Source organism: Rhizobium sp. PAMB 3182 (assembly GCF_052908355.1).
This window is the reverse complement of sequence record NZ_CM128607.1, coordinates 1,056,636-1,069,436: the sequence shown is the minus strand read 5'-3', so window position 1 is coordinate 1,069,436 and position 12,801 is coordinate 1,056,636. Positions and strand designations below refer to the sequence as shown.

The following is a 12,801-nucleotide window of genomic DNA, read 5'->3' as shown; positions in this document are numbered from 1 at the left end:
AAGACCAGCGATCGCTCAACCGGTCTGGAATTCTTGCGCCATCACATGGCCTTGCCGGTTTTGGCCGGCGCATTCGCCTGCAGTTGCGCGACGAAGGCCTCGGTCTGGCTGCCGCCGCGCGCCATGTGGGCGCGGATTTCCGCGCGCAGCGCCTCGATATTGTCGCCGAGCGCGGTGGCGACGTAGTTGTCGTGACCGTCGCGGCGCGGACCGCGGATGCCATGCGCGCGGTGGTGGGCCGCCCAGTAAAGCTGTAGCCGGCCTTTCAGACTTTCCCATGATTTGAGCAGAATGCTGTGCCCGGCCGCCTCGTAGACATAGCCGTGCAGCTGCAGCTCGGCGTGAATGCTGGCCGCGTCGTCCTGGGCGTCGATGGTGCGGGTCAGTTCCGCATGCCGGGCGAGCAGTCCGTTGCGGAAGGCCGTGTCGCGGCGGTCCCAGACGAGTTCGAAGGCGAAGATCTCCAGCGTCACGCGCATGGAGTAGATTTCCCTGATGTCCTCGAGCGACAGGCCAACGACATGCGTGCCGGTATAGGGAACGGCAATCAGCAGGCCGTCGTCGATCAGCTGTCGCATCGCCTCGCGTAACGGGCCGCGGCTGACGCCGAACTTGTCGGCGAGACTCGATTCGGTGACCTGCGATCCCGGAGCCAGGTCGCCGTTGAGGATCGCGGCCTTGAGGGCGTCGGCGATGTGATCGCGAAACGTCGCCTTCTTCACACGATTAAAGGCCTGTACTTCCGGAGCCATTCGCATCCTATCCCAGATGATCGATTGTCAACAATCAATCATCGGTGCGAAGCTCCGTCAAGAGTGAACGGTGATCTTTGTGGTTTGCTCTGTGGGAAGGCGGGGAAAAGCGCGGCCGCAGCGGTTACTGCGCTGTAGGTGTGCTGGGGAAGGCGGCCCGACCACATGGTGTTGGTCGGGCTGCCTTGTCTGCCTGTGAAGTCTAGAAGCTCACCTTGTAGGACATGCCCACGCCGACAGCCCAGTCCTCATCGGCCGTGGCGTCGTAGGTGGCGCCGGAGCTGACCTTCTGCGATCCCGCAGCCAGGTAGGAAACGGCGACACCAAGACCGAAGGTGCCCACCTTGCTCTTGTATTCGCCGCCGAGACCGAGCGTCCAGGTGTCGGTGGTGATGTCGGCTCCGGTCCCCACGCCCTGGTCCCAGGTCACGTTGACCGTGCCGGACAGCGCGTCGGAAAATTCATGGCCGACGCCGAGCTGGACCGTATAGCCGTCCTTGTAGTTGAACACCTTGTTGCTCACTCCGAGCCCGGTGATGTCGTACTGGAAGTTCTGCAGCACGCTCCAGTCGGTCCAGGTGACCGAGCCATAGACGAGCCAGCCGGGCGCGACGCCCGTCTGGGCGTAGAGCTTCAGCGATTGCGGCAGGGTGCCGGCGCCGGTTGCCGGCAGCGTGTCGGTGATGCCGTTGTCGATGCCGAGTTGGGTCGGGGTAAACGTGCCGTCGCCGTTGTGATCGACGGCTGAGCGGTACATGACCTGCACCCGCGCGGCATATTCCGGAATGTCGTAGGCGAGGCCGAGGCGATACCCCACCTGGCCCTCGTCCTTCAGGTGGATCGAGCCGAACCAGGTGTCTTCCTTGTAGTCGAATGTTTCGAGAAAGAGGCCGCCGATCACGTGGAAATTGCCGGGGCCGGCCGCGAACTTGACGGCGCAGGTCGTGCCAAATTCGTCGGTCGAGAACGCCATGTGCGACGTCGGATTGGGAAACGGGTCGCTGTTGGCGGTCGCGGTTGCATATTCGGCATTCTGCGCGGCCTGCGAATAGGTGGCCGACGCGCCGAACGGCTGGGTGTAGCTCAATTCGCAGGAGACGTTCGCACCGAGATGCGCGGCCATCGCCACCGACGGTATCCAGAAGTCGTTCGAATAGGCGTCCTCGTTGACGGAACTGCCCATCAGGGATGAGTAGCTGCGGCTCGGCGAGACATAGACGGCACTGCTGGAAAAGCTGACGTCGCCGTCTTCGTAGAGCAGGTCGGTGTCTGCCTCCCCGCGTGAAAATCCGCCGGCGAGAGCCGGCATCGCCGACAGCAGCAGGCAGCAGCCCGCGACCGTCAGTCCCGCTCGACCGATCGAGCGCTCATGTCTTGTGATCATTGGTCGTACCCCTCTTTTTATTGGATTGGCCTCCTGTGGAGTGCCTTGTTCGAGGACGTGGCCGTCCTCTATCGCGGAAGCCGAGCACGTCGCCTGCCGCAATTCGTCGAATTCAGTGAATGTCTGGTTTGCCCCCGTTGGGGCTCAGTCCGGCCCGGCTAGAGGCCGCGCATCATGAAGCGCTTCAGCAATCTCGCGATCCTTCCATAGGGCGGCATGGCAAAGCGTGCCGGATTGAAAAGGCGCACGGTGGCGACGCCGCGCGCATGCGAAAACCGGCGAAAGCCGTCCCGTCCGTGATAGGCGCCGAGACCGCTCGGGCCGATGCCGCCGAACGGCAGGTCGTTCTGGGCGATGTGCAGAAGCGTGCCATTGACCGTGACATTGCCGGAATGCGTCTGCTCCAGTATCCCCTTGGTCACGGAGGTCTTTTGCGAAAAGACATAGAGCGCCAGCGGGCGCGGCCTGCTGTTGATGAAGCCGATCGCCGCTTCGAGATCGTCATAGGGAATGATCGGCAGCACCGGCCCGAAGATTTCCTCCTGCATCAGCCGGCAGTCCGGTGACGGATCGATGATGATCGTCGGGGCGATCCGGTGTCCCTGTCCGGGCGTCGCGCTGTCGTGGCTGAGAACCTCGGCGCCGCCCTGCCGGCACTCCTCGATGCCGGCCAGCAGCCGCTGATGGCCGCGCTCGCCGACGATGCTGGTGTAGTCGCCCGCACCGCTGCCGCTCGGATAAAAACTTGCTACCTGCCTCAGGATCGTCTCGGCCATTTCCTTGAGCTGTGGCCTTGGCACGAGCACATAGTCCGGCGCGATGCAGGTCTGCCCGGCATTCATCAGCTTGCCAAAGGCGATGTCGCGGGCGGCCGTCTCGATCGGATAGCCGGGGGCAACGAGGGCCGGCGACTTGCCGCCGAGCTCCAGCGTCAGCGGCGTCAGGTTCTCTGCCGCCGCGGCCATCACCTTGCGCCCCACCGCGGTCGAACCGGTGAAGACGAGATGATCGAACGGCAGGCGCGAGAAATCCTCGGCGACGTCGACGCCGCCGGTGACGACCGTCACTTCCTCGGGGGAGAAGAATTCGGCCACGGTGCGCGCCAGCAGCTCCGATGTCCGCGGCAGGAGTTCCGACGGCTTGATCATCGCCCGGTTGCCGGCCGCCAGGACGTCGACCAGCGGACCGAGCGCCAGCAGGATGGGATAGTTCCACGGCACCATGATGCCGACGACGCCGAGCGGCTGGTAGTGAACCCGGTTCTTCATCATCAGGAATTCAAGCGAGCGGCCGCGCCGCTCCGGCTTCATCCAGCGGCCGAGATGCCCGCTGGTGTGGCGCAGCGCCGCCATCAGCGGCCCGAATTCAAGAAGGCTGGTTTCGTCGGCCGAGCGATGACCGAAGTCCTGCGAAACCGCCTCGCAGAAGTCGTTCTGATATGCAGAAACAATCTTGCCGATGCGCTTCAAGCGGTCGCGCCGGACGGACAGCGACGGATAGCGGTCGGCCTCAAAAGCCGCGCGCTGCAGCGTCAGGGTCGTCTGAAGGTCATGGGCATCGGGCGTCAGCAACCGGTTACCTCGCGCGGGATGGGGAAGGGGAGGGTGATGATCTGTCATCGGAAGAGGATGGGAGCGCGCGAAGTCCGAAGCAAGTGCCCATGACACTCGCAGCTGCGCCGTTGCCGTCAAAGGCAGGCTTTCCGTCTCCAGAATCCATTCCGGTATACATCGTTTTGCCTTTCGTCATCGTCGCGGGTCGCCCGATAGACCCGGCGACGGCTTGCCACTGCGGCAATCTGGCCAACGATATGGCCCGGCGCTGGATCAACAATGGGAAATGGGGCCAGAAATGTGTCAAACTCGGCCAACGCCGTGGCCTCTCCAAGTATGCACCTTGACCGCAGGCGAACGGGCGGCATGCTGGGAGCCGTGCCGCCGTTTCTGCCGTGGCCCGCTGCCACACGGGCTGACGATACCCGTTGCGACGGGAAGGCGAAGCGGGAGTGAGGGAGCCTTGAATGACCACGAAACAGATCGGAGCCGCCGATCCTCGCTATCTGAGTGCCAATATTCCCGTCTTTCTGTTGCGGTGTCTCGCCGCGACACTCAATGATCTCGGCATCAATACCGCGCGGCTGACGCTCGGCCTCGGGCTCAGCCTCGACGATCTCAATGATCCCGCCTGCCGCATCTCTTTCCGGCAGGGCCGGGAGATGATCCGCCGTGCCCTGAAGATGGCGTCAGGACGGCCGCTCGGCCTCGAGACGGGCGCGCGCCAGACGATCATGTCGATCGGCCTCGTCGGCTACGCCATGGTGACCTGCCGCACCGTCGGCGAGGCGATTGATCTCGGCCTCCAGCTTCAGAAGGACACCGGCAGCATGCTGGAATTCTACGTCGGCTCGGAGGGCGACGCCGTCTCCGTCACCGCCGGCAGCCGCTTTCCGGATCCCGAGATCCACATGTTCCTGGTCGAGGAGGCCTTCGCCAACTTCATGCAGATCGCCCGCGACCTGGTGGGCGACGGCTTCCGGCCGAAGCGTGTGGAGCTTTCCTATCCGGCGCCGCCCTATGCGGCCGCCTACCGGGCGGCCTTCGGCTGCGATGTTCTCTTCAACCAGATGGCCAACCGCTTCATCTACGACAAGTCCTGGTACGATCAGCCCCTGAAGACGGCCGATCTGCTCAGCCATCGCCAGGTTCTGAGCTTTCTCGAATACAGCCGCACCCGCAACCGCGAGAGCGCCGAGATCATCGAATCCGTCGAGCGCGCATTGCGCCAGAGGCTCAGCGAACAGCCGCATGTCGGCGAGGTGGCGCGCGAGCTCTGCATGAGCGAACGGACGCTGCGCCGGCGCCTGACCGATTGCGGCGTCTCCTTCCAGACCCTGCTCGACGAGCTGCGCAAGAACCGTGCCCTCGAACTCCTTGCCAATCCGCAATTGTCCGTCGAGCAGATCGCCTTTGCCATCGGCTTCACCGACCCGCACAACTTCCGCCGTGCTTTCAGGCGCTGGACGGGCAAGACGCCCGGTGTGCTGAGGGGCGAGATCCAGGAGAACTGGCCGAAATAGACCCCAATTCGGACCCATCCGCCATTACAAGGTTGCGGGGTCCGGGCGTACTCTCCTCTGAACGAACAAACAGGGGAGTTACGAGGATTAGCGGCCCGTCGCACAATCAAGCCGATCAGGAACACTTCATCCTCGCCATCGATCTCGGGACGAGCGGATGCAAGGTTGCCCTGATCTCTCTGACCGGCCGGGTCGCCGGCTGGGCGTTCCGTCCGGTATCCCTGCTTGTGCTCGGCCAGAATGGTGCCGAGCAGCGTCCGGACGACTGGTGGAAGGCCTTCGTCGAAGCGAGCCGCGAGGCGATCGCGACTTCCGGCATCGCGCCGTCCCGTATCATCGCGGTCTCGTCGTCGACGCAGGGCGAGGGCATGGTTGCCGTCGACCGCGAGGGCCGGGCCCTGACCAACGGCATCATCTGGATGGACATGCGCGGCGCGGCGTCGCTGAAGCGCCTGATGCGCGGGTCGCTCAAGGTGGCCGGCTACGACGCCGTCAAGCTGCAGCGCTGGCTGCGCTTTTGCGGCGGCGCCCCGGCACTCTCCGGCAAGGACCTCGTCGGCCACATGCTGTTTGTCCGCGACGAGCACCCGGAGATCTACGAAAAGACCTACAAATTCCTGAATGTCCTCGACTATTTCAACCTGCGCATGACCGGAAGGTTCACCGCCACGCAGGATTCGATCCTGACCTCCTGGGTGACCGACAACCGTGACGTCGACAATCTGCGCTATGTCGACAGCCTGATCCGGATGATCGGTATCGACCGCGCCAAGTTCCCCGATCTCATCCGCTGCACCGACGTCATCGGCACGCTGCTGCCGGGCGTCGCCGACGAGCTCGGCCTGCCGTCGACGACGAAGGTGGTGGCGGGCGCGATCGACAATTCGGCCGCGGCGATCGGCGCCGGCACGGTCGCGGACTACGAGGCCCACCTCTATGTCGGCTCGTCGTCATGGATCGCCGCCCATGTGCCGTTCAAGAAGACGAGCGTCATGGACCAGATCGCCTCCGTCCCCTGCGGCCTGCCGTCGAAATATCTGATGGTCGCGCTGCAATCGAGCGGCGCCAACAACATCGCCTTCCTCAAGGACAGGATCATCTTTCACGACGATGGACTGATCGACACCGAGCCGTCGCCTGACGTCTACGCCGTCCTCGACGAGATCGCGGCGCGCACCGCTGCCGGTAGCAAGGGGCTCATGTATCTGCCCTGGCTGTTCGGCGAGCGCTGCCCGGTCGACGACCTGTCGCTACGTGCCGGCCTCTTCAACTTGAGCATGGAGCACGACCGCGAAACGCTGGTGCGTGCCGTCTTTGAAGGCACCGCGCTCAACACACGCTGGATGATGAAGCCGGTCAGCCGCTTCCTGCGCCGCCGGCCGGAGCACCTCACCATCATCGGCGGCGGCGCGCTGTCGAATGCCTGGTGCCAGATCTTTGCCGACGTCATGAACGTTGCCATCCGCCGGCCGCGCGATCCGCTGAAGGCCAATGCGCTTGGGGCGGCCATGATCGGTGCCGTCGGCCTCGGCCTGACGGATTTCAAGTCGGCGGCCCGCTGGGTCGATGTGCCGAATGTGTTCGAACCAAACCGGGCGCTACGCTCGCTCTACGACGAGCGGTTCGGGCTCTTCAACGAGCTCTACAAGCGCCTTTCCCCTCTCTACAAGCGGCTGAACGGATCCCATGCTCAACACCACGGCTAGTTTCACGCCACAGCGCCAGCAGATCGTCGATGTCTGCCGGTACATGACCGACAAGGGCTATTTCGCGGCGACCGGCGGCAACATCGCCGTCCGTCTCGACGATACCCGCTTTGCGATCACGCCGTCGGCGACCGACTATTACACCATGAAGGCCGAGGATATCGCCATCCTGCGCCTCGACACGCTGGAACAACTCGAGGGCACCAAGCCGCCCTCCGTCGAGCGCGGCATTCACGCGGCGATGCTCAGGCAGCATCCGGCGCGCCTTGCCAGCGTCCACACCCACCAGCCGATCGCCAGCGCCGTCGCCCTTCTGCGCTGCCGCTTGCCTTGGCCGCCGGGCACGGACCTACAGCGCTTCGGCACCATGATCGAGCTTATCCCCTATCGTCCGTCGGGCACGAAGATGCTGGCCAAGGTTTCCGCCAAGGCGCTGCGGCCAGACGTCTATGCCTATCTCATGGCAAGCCACGGTGTCATCTGCTCCGGCGTGACGCTGGCGGACGGCGTCGACATGATCGGCCGGATCGAGGCCGCCGCCGCCCATTTCCTGAAGCAGCGTGTGAAGCTCGGACCGGGCATCGACAATGACGTGAGGCGCCTCATCGAGAGCAGCCTGAATACAGCCATCAAGGAGGCAGGAGAGAAATGAACATGAACGCCAAGATCCAGCAGTCGGACTATTCGATCAGCGCCTGGCCGGACAATGCTGAGCTCATGGGCCGGCTGAATGCGCTCCTGAAGCTGCCGCCACGCGGCATCCGACCGGAGAACATGCCGAAGGTGCTGAGCTACTTCGAAGAGAAGTGCAAGGGCTCCAAGGCGCTTGCGGAGCGCGCAAGCCGCGTCATCCCCGGCGGCGTCCAGCACAATCTCGCCTTCAACTATCCGTTCCCGATCGCCGCCGCCCGCGTCGACGGTCCCTACATGTGGGACGTTGACGGCAATCGCTACACCGACTTCCTGCAGGCCGGCGGCCCGACCATTCTCGGCTCCAACGACCAGGCCGTGCGCGAAAAGGCGCACAGGATCATCGACGAATGCGGCCCCGTCACCGGCCTGCTGCACGAATACGAGATCAAGCTCGCCGAGATCATCAACCGCTATATGCCGAACGTCGAGATGTTCCGCATGCTCGGTTCCGGCACCGAAGCCTGCATGGGCGCGATCCGTCTCGCCCGCGCCCATACCGGCCGCAAGTGGGTCATCAAGGTCGGTGGCGATTATCACGGCTGGTCCGACCAGATGGTCTACGGCATGCGCGTGCCCGGCACCGGCCGCCGCGAGGCGATCGGCATTCCGAAGGGCGCGACCGCCTACACGCAGGAAGTCTTCCCCAACGAACTCGGCACGCTGCGCCGCAAGCTGATGCTGAACCGCATCCGTGGCGGTACCGCCGCCGTCATCGTCGAGCCGCTCGGCCCGGAAAGCGGCACGCGTCCAGTCACGCCGGAATACAACCGCGAGGTCCGCAAGCTCTGCGATGAGTTCGGCGCGCTGCTGATCTTCGATGAGGTCGTCACCGGCTTCCGCGTCGGCATGGGCGGAGCCCAGGGCTATTTCAACGTCAAGCCGGACATCACCGTCTTCGGCAAGGCGATCACCGGCGGCTTCCCGATGGCCGGCGGCATCGGCGGGCGCAAGGACGTGATGATGTCGCTCGTCGGCGGCATCGGCACGACCGCCAAGCGCGCCTTCGTCGGTGGCACGCTGACCGCCAATCCGCTGTCCTGCGTCGCCGGCTACTATGCCATCGAGGAGATGGCCCGCACCAATGCGCCGGTTCTGGCCGGCCGCGCCGGCGACCGGCTGGCCAAGGGGCTGAAGGGGATCATCGACCGGCTCGGCCTGCCTTACGTGGTCTACAATCTCGGCTCCATCGTCCACCTGCAGACCTCGGCCGTGCTGCTGATGAGCATGCGCAATCCGATCAAGCTGATGAAGGAGGCCAACAAGCGCAAGCACGTGATGGAGGAGATGGGCGCCGCCTACATGGCGCACGGCCTGCTGACGCTTGCCGGCAGCCGCATCTACACTTCCATGGCCGATACGGACGAGGTGATCGACGATGCGCTCGATCGGTTCGAAACCGTCTTCAAGCTGGCGTGAGGTGGTTCATGGAAAGCCACGCCGACATTGAACACAAGCTCTGCCACGCGGCCGCCAAGCTCGCCGGCAAGGGGCTGATGATGCCCGGCGACACGCTGGCGCAGCGCATCCCCGAGCGCCAGTCCGTGGCCGCCGTCACGCTGCGGTCCAGGCAGGACGTCCCCGAAGACGTCGTCTGGTCGAGCCTCTCGGCAGCGCCGGACACGCAGCATCACCGCATCTTCGCGGCACGCCCGGATGTCGGAGCGGTGCTGGCCGGGCAACCGTCCTGGGCCAGCGCGCTCGCCACCCGCGATCGCGGCCTGCCGGCCGTCTTCGACGAGCAGATCCGTCATCTCGGCCTCGAGGTCAGGCGGATCTCCGGCCTGCCGGAGGGCAAGGCGCTGGCCGTGATGCTGTCCGGCGGCGCCAATGCCTTCATGCTCGACCGCCAGGTGCTGTGCTTCGGCATGACACTGGATCGCGTGGTGATGAACACCGAACTCCTGGAAAAATGCGCCAAGGCCTACCTCCTTGCCATCTCCACCGGCGAGCGCATCCGGCGCATTCCTTGGATCGTCCGCTTCATCGCCAATGGAAAGCTGCGCCAGGACGAAAAGGAGGCGAGGGTGCATCACCTGCGCGGCGAACGCGCGGTTCCCCGGGCCGGGTACTGACGGCTGGCGGTGTTGAGCGCACCGGCGCCGGTTTTCGGGTCATTTGCGGCCATTTGACGGACGCATGAGGCCAGAGACGGAAGGGGATATTCCCACCGTGCGCGTGCCGCGCTTTGATGCTTGTGACAACCAGATGAAGGAGTTCTCGGTGGGTGAAGCGGTTCTCGTCACGGGTGGCAGCGGCTTTGTCGCAAGCCACATCATCCGCCAGTTGCTGGAGAGCGGGCGAACGGTGCACGCCACCGTCCGTAGTCTCGCCAATACGGCGAAGGCCCGCCCTCTGCTGGATATGCAGGCCGAGTTTCCAGGCAAGCTGACGCTTTTCGAGGCCGATCTCCTCAAGCCCTTTTCCTTCGACGCGCCGATGGCCGGCTGCGGCGTCGTCTTCCATGTCGCATCGCCCTTCAAGCTTCCGGAAAAGATCAAGGATGGCCAGACGGAAATGGTCGAGCCGGCCCTCAATGGCACGCGCAACGTGCTGGCGAGCGTCGAGAGGACGCAAAGCGTCCGGCGTGTCGTCATGACGTCGACCATCGGCGCGATCTTCGGCGACTATATCGATGTTTACGCCATGAAGAACCGCACGGTGGCGGAGGAGTATTTCAACACCTCGTCGAATGTGAGCAACAATCCCTATCACTATTCCAAGGTGGTCGCCGAAAAGGAGGCCTGGGCGCTGAACGCCGCGCAGGACCGCTGGAGCCTCGTCACCATCAATCCCGGCATGATCCTTGGACCGTCGCTCACGCCGGCATCCGAATCCGGCTCGCTCTTCCTCCTGGACGAGATGTTCAAGGGCTACTTCTTCTACGGCATGCCAGATCTCAGCCTCGCCTGCGTGGACGTGCGGGATGTGGCACTTGCCCATATCCGCGCCGCCGACAATCCCGATGCCAAAGGCCGCTACATCGTCTCCGAGGATCACACCCGCACCTTCATCGAGATCGCCGCCGTCGCCCGCAAGTTTCACCCCCGGGCCTGGGTGCTGCCCTCCTGGCAGATCCCCAATATCGTCGTCAGGGCGATCGGTCCGCTCTTCGGCCTGACCCAGCAATACATGACCAATCATCTCGGCATCCGCTTCGCGCTCGACAACCGCCGCAGCCGATCCGAGCTCGGCATCGTCTACCGGCCCTTCGCCGAGACGATGCGGGATCACTACCGGAGCTGGGCAGAGCAGCGCTCGGGCCGCTGAAACGAAGCCGGAGAGGGCACCGCATGAGTTTCAAGGACAAGATCGTGCTGATCGTCGGCGCATCGACCGGCATGGGCCGGGTGCTGGCCAGGCGTCTCGCCGGCGAGGGCGCCAAGGTCGTAGTCACTGCCAGGCGCCAGCCGCTCCTCGACGCGCTCGCCGGCGAAATCAGTGCGGCCGGCGGGGTCTGCGTGGCGCTTGCCGCCGATGCCACGGATGAGGCAGCGGCCGGCGAGGTCGTGCGCGCCGTCGTCGAGCGCTTCGGCCGCCTCGACATGATCTACCTGAATGCCGGCGGCGCGCCGGCGCTCGACATGACGCGCATGAGTGCGGGTGAGGTCAATGCCTGCATGCGCCTGAACTACGATGTCGTCGTCAACTACCTGTTTCCCGCACTGGCGCAGATGAAGAAGCAGAAAGCCGGACTGGTCGCGCATACCAATTCGCTGGCCGGGTTTCTCGGCATACCGCTGCAGGGGCCGTATTCTGCGGCGAAGGGTGCGGCCCGGCTGCTCATCGATACCTGCCGCATCGAGTTCGCGCCGCACGGCATCCGCTTCGTCACCGTCTACCCGGGCTTCGTCGCCACCGAGAGCACCAAGGGCGACGGCATGCCGGCGCCGCTCGAAATCAGCGAGGAAAAAGCCGTGGATCATATCCTCCACGCCCTGCGCAAGGAAAAGCCGGACTATCTCTTTCCCTTCGTCATGCGCTGGCTGATCCGGCTCGCCCGCATCCTGCCGAAGCCGCTCGTCAACTGGCTGCTGGCGAAATCCATGCCCTAGCAGATGAAGATCCGGGACGCTCTGCTCCCGGGAAGGTCGCGTGCCGGCCGAAGCGGAGCGACAAACAAAAAAGGGGAACGAAAACATGATCATGAAACTGTCGATTGCGGCGATCGGCTTCGTCGCCGTCCTGGCGACCGGCGCGGCCGCTGCCGAACCGATCGAGGGCAACTGGAAGGATGGACCGACCGAGGTCATCGCCATCAAGCCCTGCGGCGGTGGCTTTTGCCTGAAGATGACCAACGGCAAGTTCGCCGGAAAGCAGATCGGCAGGCTGTCGGGTGCCGGCACCGACTATTCGGGGCAGATCACCGATCCGGAGGACGACAAGACCTATAGCGGCTTTGCGACCGTCAGCGGCGATACGCTGAAGCTCAAGGGCTGCGCGCTGAAGATCTTCTGCAAGTCTGTGACCTGGAACAGGCTCTAGGTCGCGTCGGTTTCTGCGAGGTCAAACTGCCGCATCTGGCCGCGGATCAGGCGGTAGTAGTCGGCGACGACCTGCGCCCCGCCGGCATCACCTTCGCTGAGCGCCAGGCGGACGGTCGCTCCGGCCAGCTGGAACAGGAGGTAGACGGAGCGGCGGTAGTCCTGCCGGTGATGGTCGGCGATCAGCCGGTCGGTGGCGTCGCTGAACAGGGCGGACTGGTTGCGGGTCTCCTCGATGTCGGCGTTCTTCAGTGCCTTGTCGGCCTGGATGGCGTTGAGGAGGTCCTGGATCGCCGGATCGCTGCGCACCCGGGCGTAATAGAAATCGATGATCGCCTCGGCGGCGATCGGAATGTCGGCGGCGCTCTCGACGGTCTCAAGCGCAACCATGATCCGGTTGCGGGTCGCTTCGGAATAATGCTGGTAGAGGAGGGCGATGACGGCCGTCTTGTTGGGGAAGTAATGGTAGACCGTGGCGAGCGGCATGCCGCTTGCCGCCGCGATGTCGCGCATGGTGGTCGCAGCGATGCCCTTTTCGCCGATCAGCGTCATGGCGCCTTTGAGCACGTCCTCGACGCGCTCGCGGCTGCGTTCCTGCCGTGGCTGTCGCCGCAACGTCTTCTGCCCCTTCGCCACTTCGGCCTCCATTTTTCCGAGTTGACAAACCCGGTTTGTCGATATCAGCTTAAAAACTGACACTGTGTCAGCT

Annotated in this window: 13 protein-coding genes; 9 read left to right on the top strand and 4 right to left on the bottom strand. The window is 64.3% G+C overall.

What is annotated here, in order from left to right; all coding sequences use genetic code 11:
* Positions 1-41: 41 nt before the first annotated feature.
* The 3 genes from ACU5AZ_RS05440 to ACU5AZ_RS05430 all read right to left on the bottom strand — a co-directional run bounded on the left by ACU5AZ_RS05440 (position 42) and on the right by ACU5AZ_RS05430 (position 3,707).
* Positions 42-752 carry a GntR family transcriptional regulator gene (locus ACU5AZ_RS05440; RefSeq protein ID WP_446825010.1) on the bottom strand — a complete coding sequence of 237 codons (711 nt, stop codon included), beginning with the start codon at positions 750-752 and terminating at the stop codon, positions 42-44.
* A 202-nt stretch (positions 753-954) separates the two neighbouring features.
* On the bottom strand, positions 955-2,136 hold the full coding sequence (locus ACU5AZ_RS05435) for an OmpP1/FadL family transporter (RefSeq protein ID WP_446825009.1): 1,182 nt from the start codon (positions 2,134-2,136) through the stop codon (positions 955-957).
* Positions 2,137-2,294: 158 nt separating this feature from the next.
* Positions 2,295-3,707: a coniferyl aldehyde dehydrogenase gene (locus ACU5AZ_RS05430; RefSeq protein ID WP_446825008.1), complete on the bottom strand. Its 1,413-nt coding sequence runs from the start codon at positions 3,705-3,707 to the stop codon at positions 2,295-2,297.
* Positions 3,708-3,796: 89 nt separating this feature from the next.
* On the opposite strand from ACU5AZ_RS05430, the gene ACU5AZ_RS05425 reads away from it, so the two are divergent.
* From ACU5AZ_RS05425 to ACU5AZ_RS05385, 9 genes are all read left to right on the top strand, one after another.
* The gene (locus tag ACU5AZ_RS05425) at positions 3,797-4,036 is read left to right on the top strand and encodes a hypothetical protein (RefSeq protein WP_446825007.1); all 240 of its coding nucleotides are present in this window, start codon (positions 3,797-3,799) and stop codon (positions 4,034-4,036) included.
* Between the two features lie 120 nt (positions 4,037-4,156).
* The gene (locus ACU5AZ_RS05420; RefSeq protein ID WP_446825006.1) at positions 4,157-5,212 is read left to right on the top strand and encodes an AraC family transcriptional regulator; all 1,056 of its coding nucleotides are present in this window, start codon (positions 4,157-4,159) and stop codon (positions 5,210-5,212) included.
* 86 nt (positions 5,213-5,298) lie between these two features.
* On the top strand, positions 5,299-6,918 hold the full coding sequence (locus ACU5AZ_RS05415; RefSeq protein ID WP_446825925.1) for a xylulokinase: 1,620 nt from the start codon (positions 5,299-5,301) through the stop codon (positions 6,916-6,918).
* A complete protein-coding gene (locus tag ACU5AZ_RS05410; RefSeq protein ID WP_446825005.1) occupies positions 6,899-7,570 on the top strand; it encodes a class II aldolase/adducin family protein in 672 nt (223 codons plus the stop codon). The genes ACU5AZ_RS05415 and ACU5AZ_RS05410 overlap by 20 nt, the downstream gene beginning before the upstream one ends.
* A gap of 2 nt (positions 7,571-7,572) precedes the next feature.
* Positions 7,573-9,027: an aspartate aminotransferase family protein gene (locus tag ACU5AZ_RS05405; RefSeq protein ID WP_446825004.1), complete on the top strand. Its 1,455-nt coding sequence runs from the start codon at positions 7,573-7,575 to the stop codon at positions 9,025-9,027.
* Positions 9,028-9,035: 8 nt separating this feature from the next.
* Positions 9,036-9,683 (top strand): class II aldolase/adducin family protein, encoded by a 648-nt coding sequence (locus ACU5AZ_RS05400; protein WP_446825003.1) that lies wholly within the window; start codon positions 9,036-9,038, stop codon positions 9,681-9,683.
* 64 nt (positions 9,684-9,747) lie between these two features.
* Positions 9,748-10,878: an NAD-dependent epimerase/dehydratase family protein gene (locus ACU5AZ_RS05395; RefSeq protein ID WP_446825002.1), complete on the top strand. Its 1,131-nt coding sequence runs from the start codon at positions 9,748-9,750 to the stop codon at positions 10,876-10,878.
* Positions 10,879-10,901: 23 nt separating this feature from the next.
* The gene (locus tag ACU5AZ_RS05390; protein WP_446825001.1) at positions 10,902-11,663 is read left to right on the top strand and encodes an SDR family NAD(P)-dependent oxidoreductase; all 762 of its coding nucleotides are present in this window, start codon (positions 10,902-10,904) and stop codon (positions 11,661-11,663) included.
* Between the two features lie 91 nt (positions 11,664-11,754).
* Positions 11,755-12,093: a DUF2147 domain-containing protein gene (locus tag ACU5AZ_RS05385; RefSeq protein WP_446825924.1), complete on the top strand. Its 339-nt coding sequence runs from the start codon at positions 11,755-11,757 to the stop codon at positions 12,091-12,093.
* On the opposite strand, the gene ACU5AZ_RS05380 is transcribed toward ACU5AZ_RS05385, so the two are convergent.
* Complete coding sequence (locus tag ACU5AZ_RS05380; protein WP_446825000.1) at positions 12,090-12,728, bottom strand: TetR family transcriptional regulator; 639 nt, start codon at positions 12,726-12,728, stop codon at positions 12,090-12,092. The genes ACU5AZ_RS05385 and ACU5AZ_RS05380 overlap by 4 nt on opposite strands.
* Between the last annotated feature and the right edge of the window lie 73 nt (positions 12,729-12,801).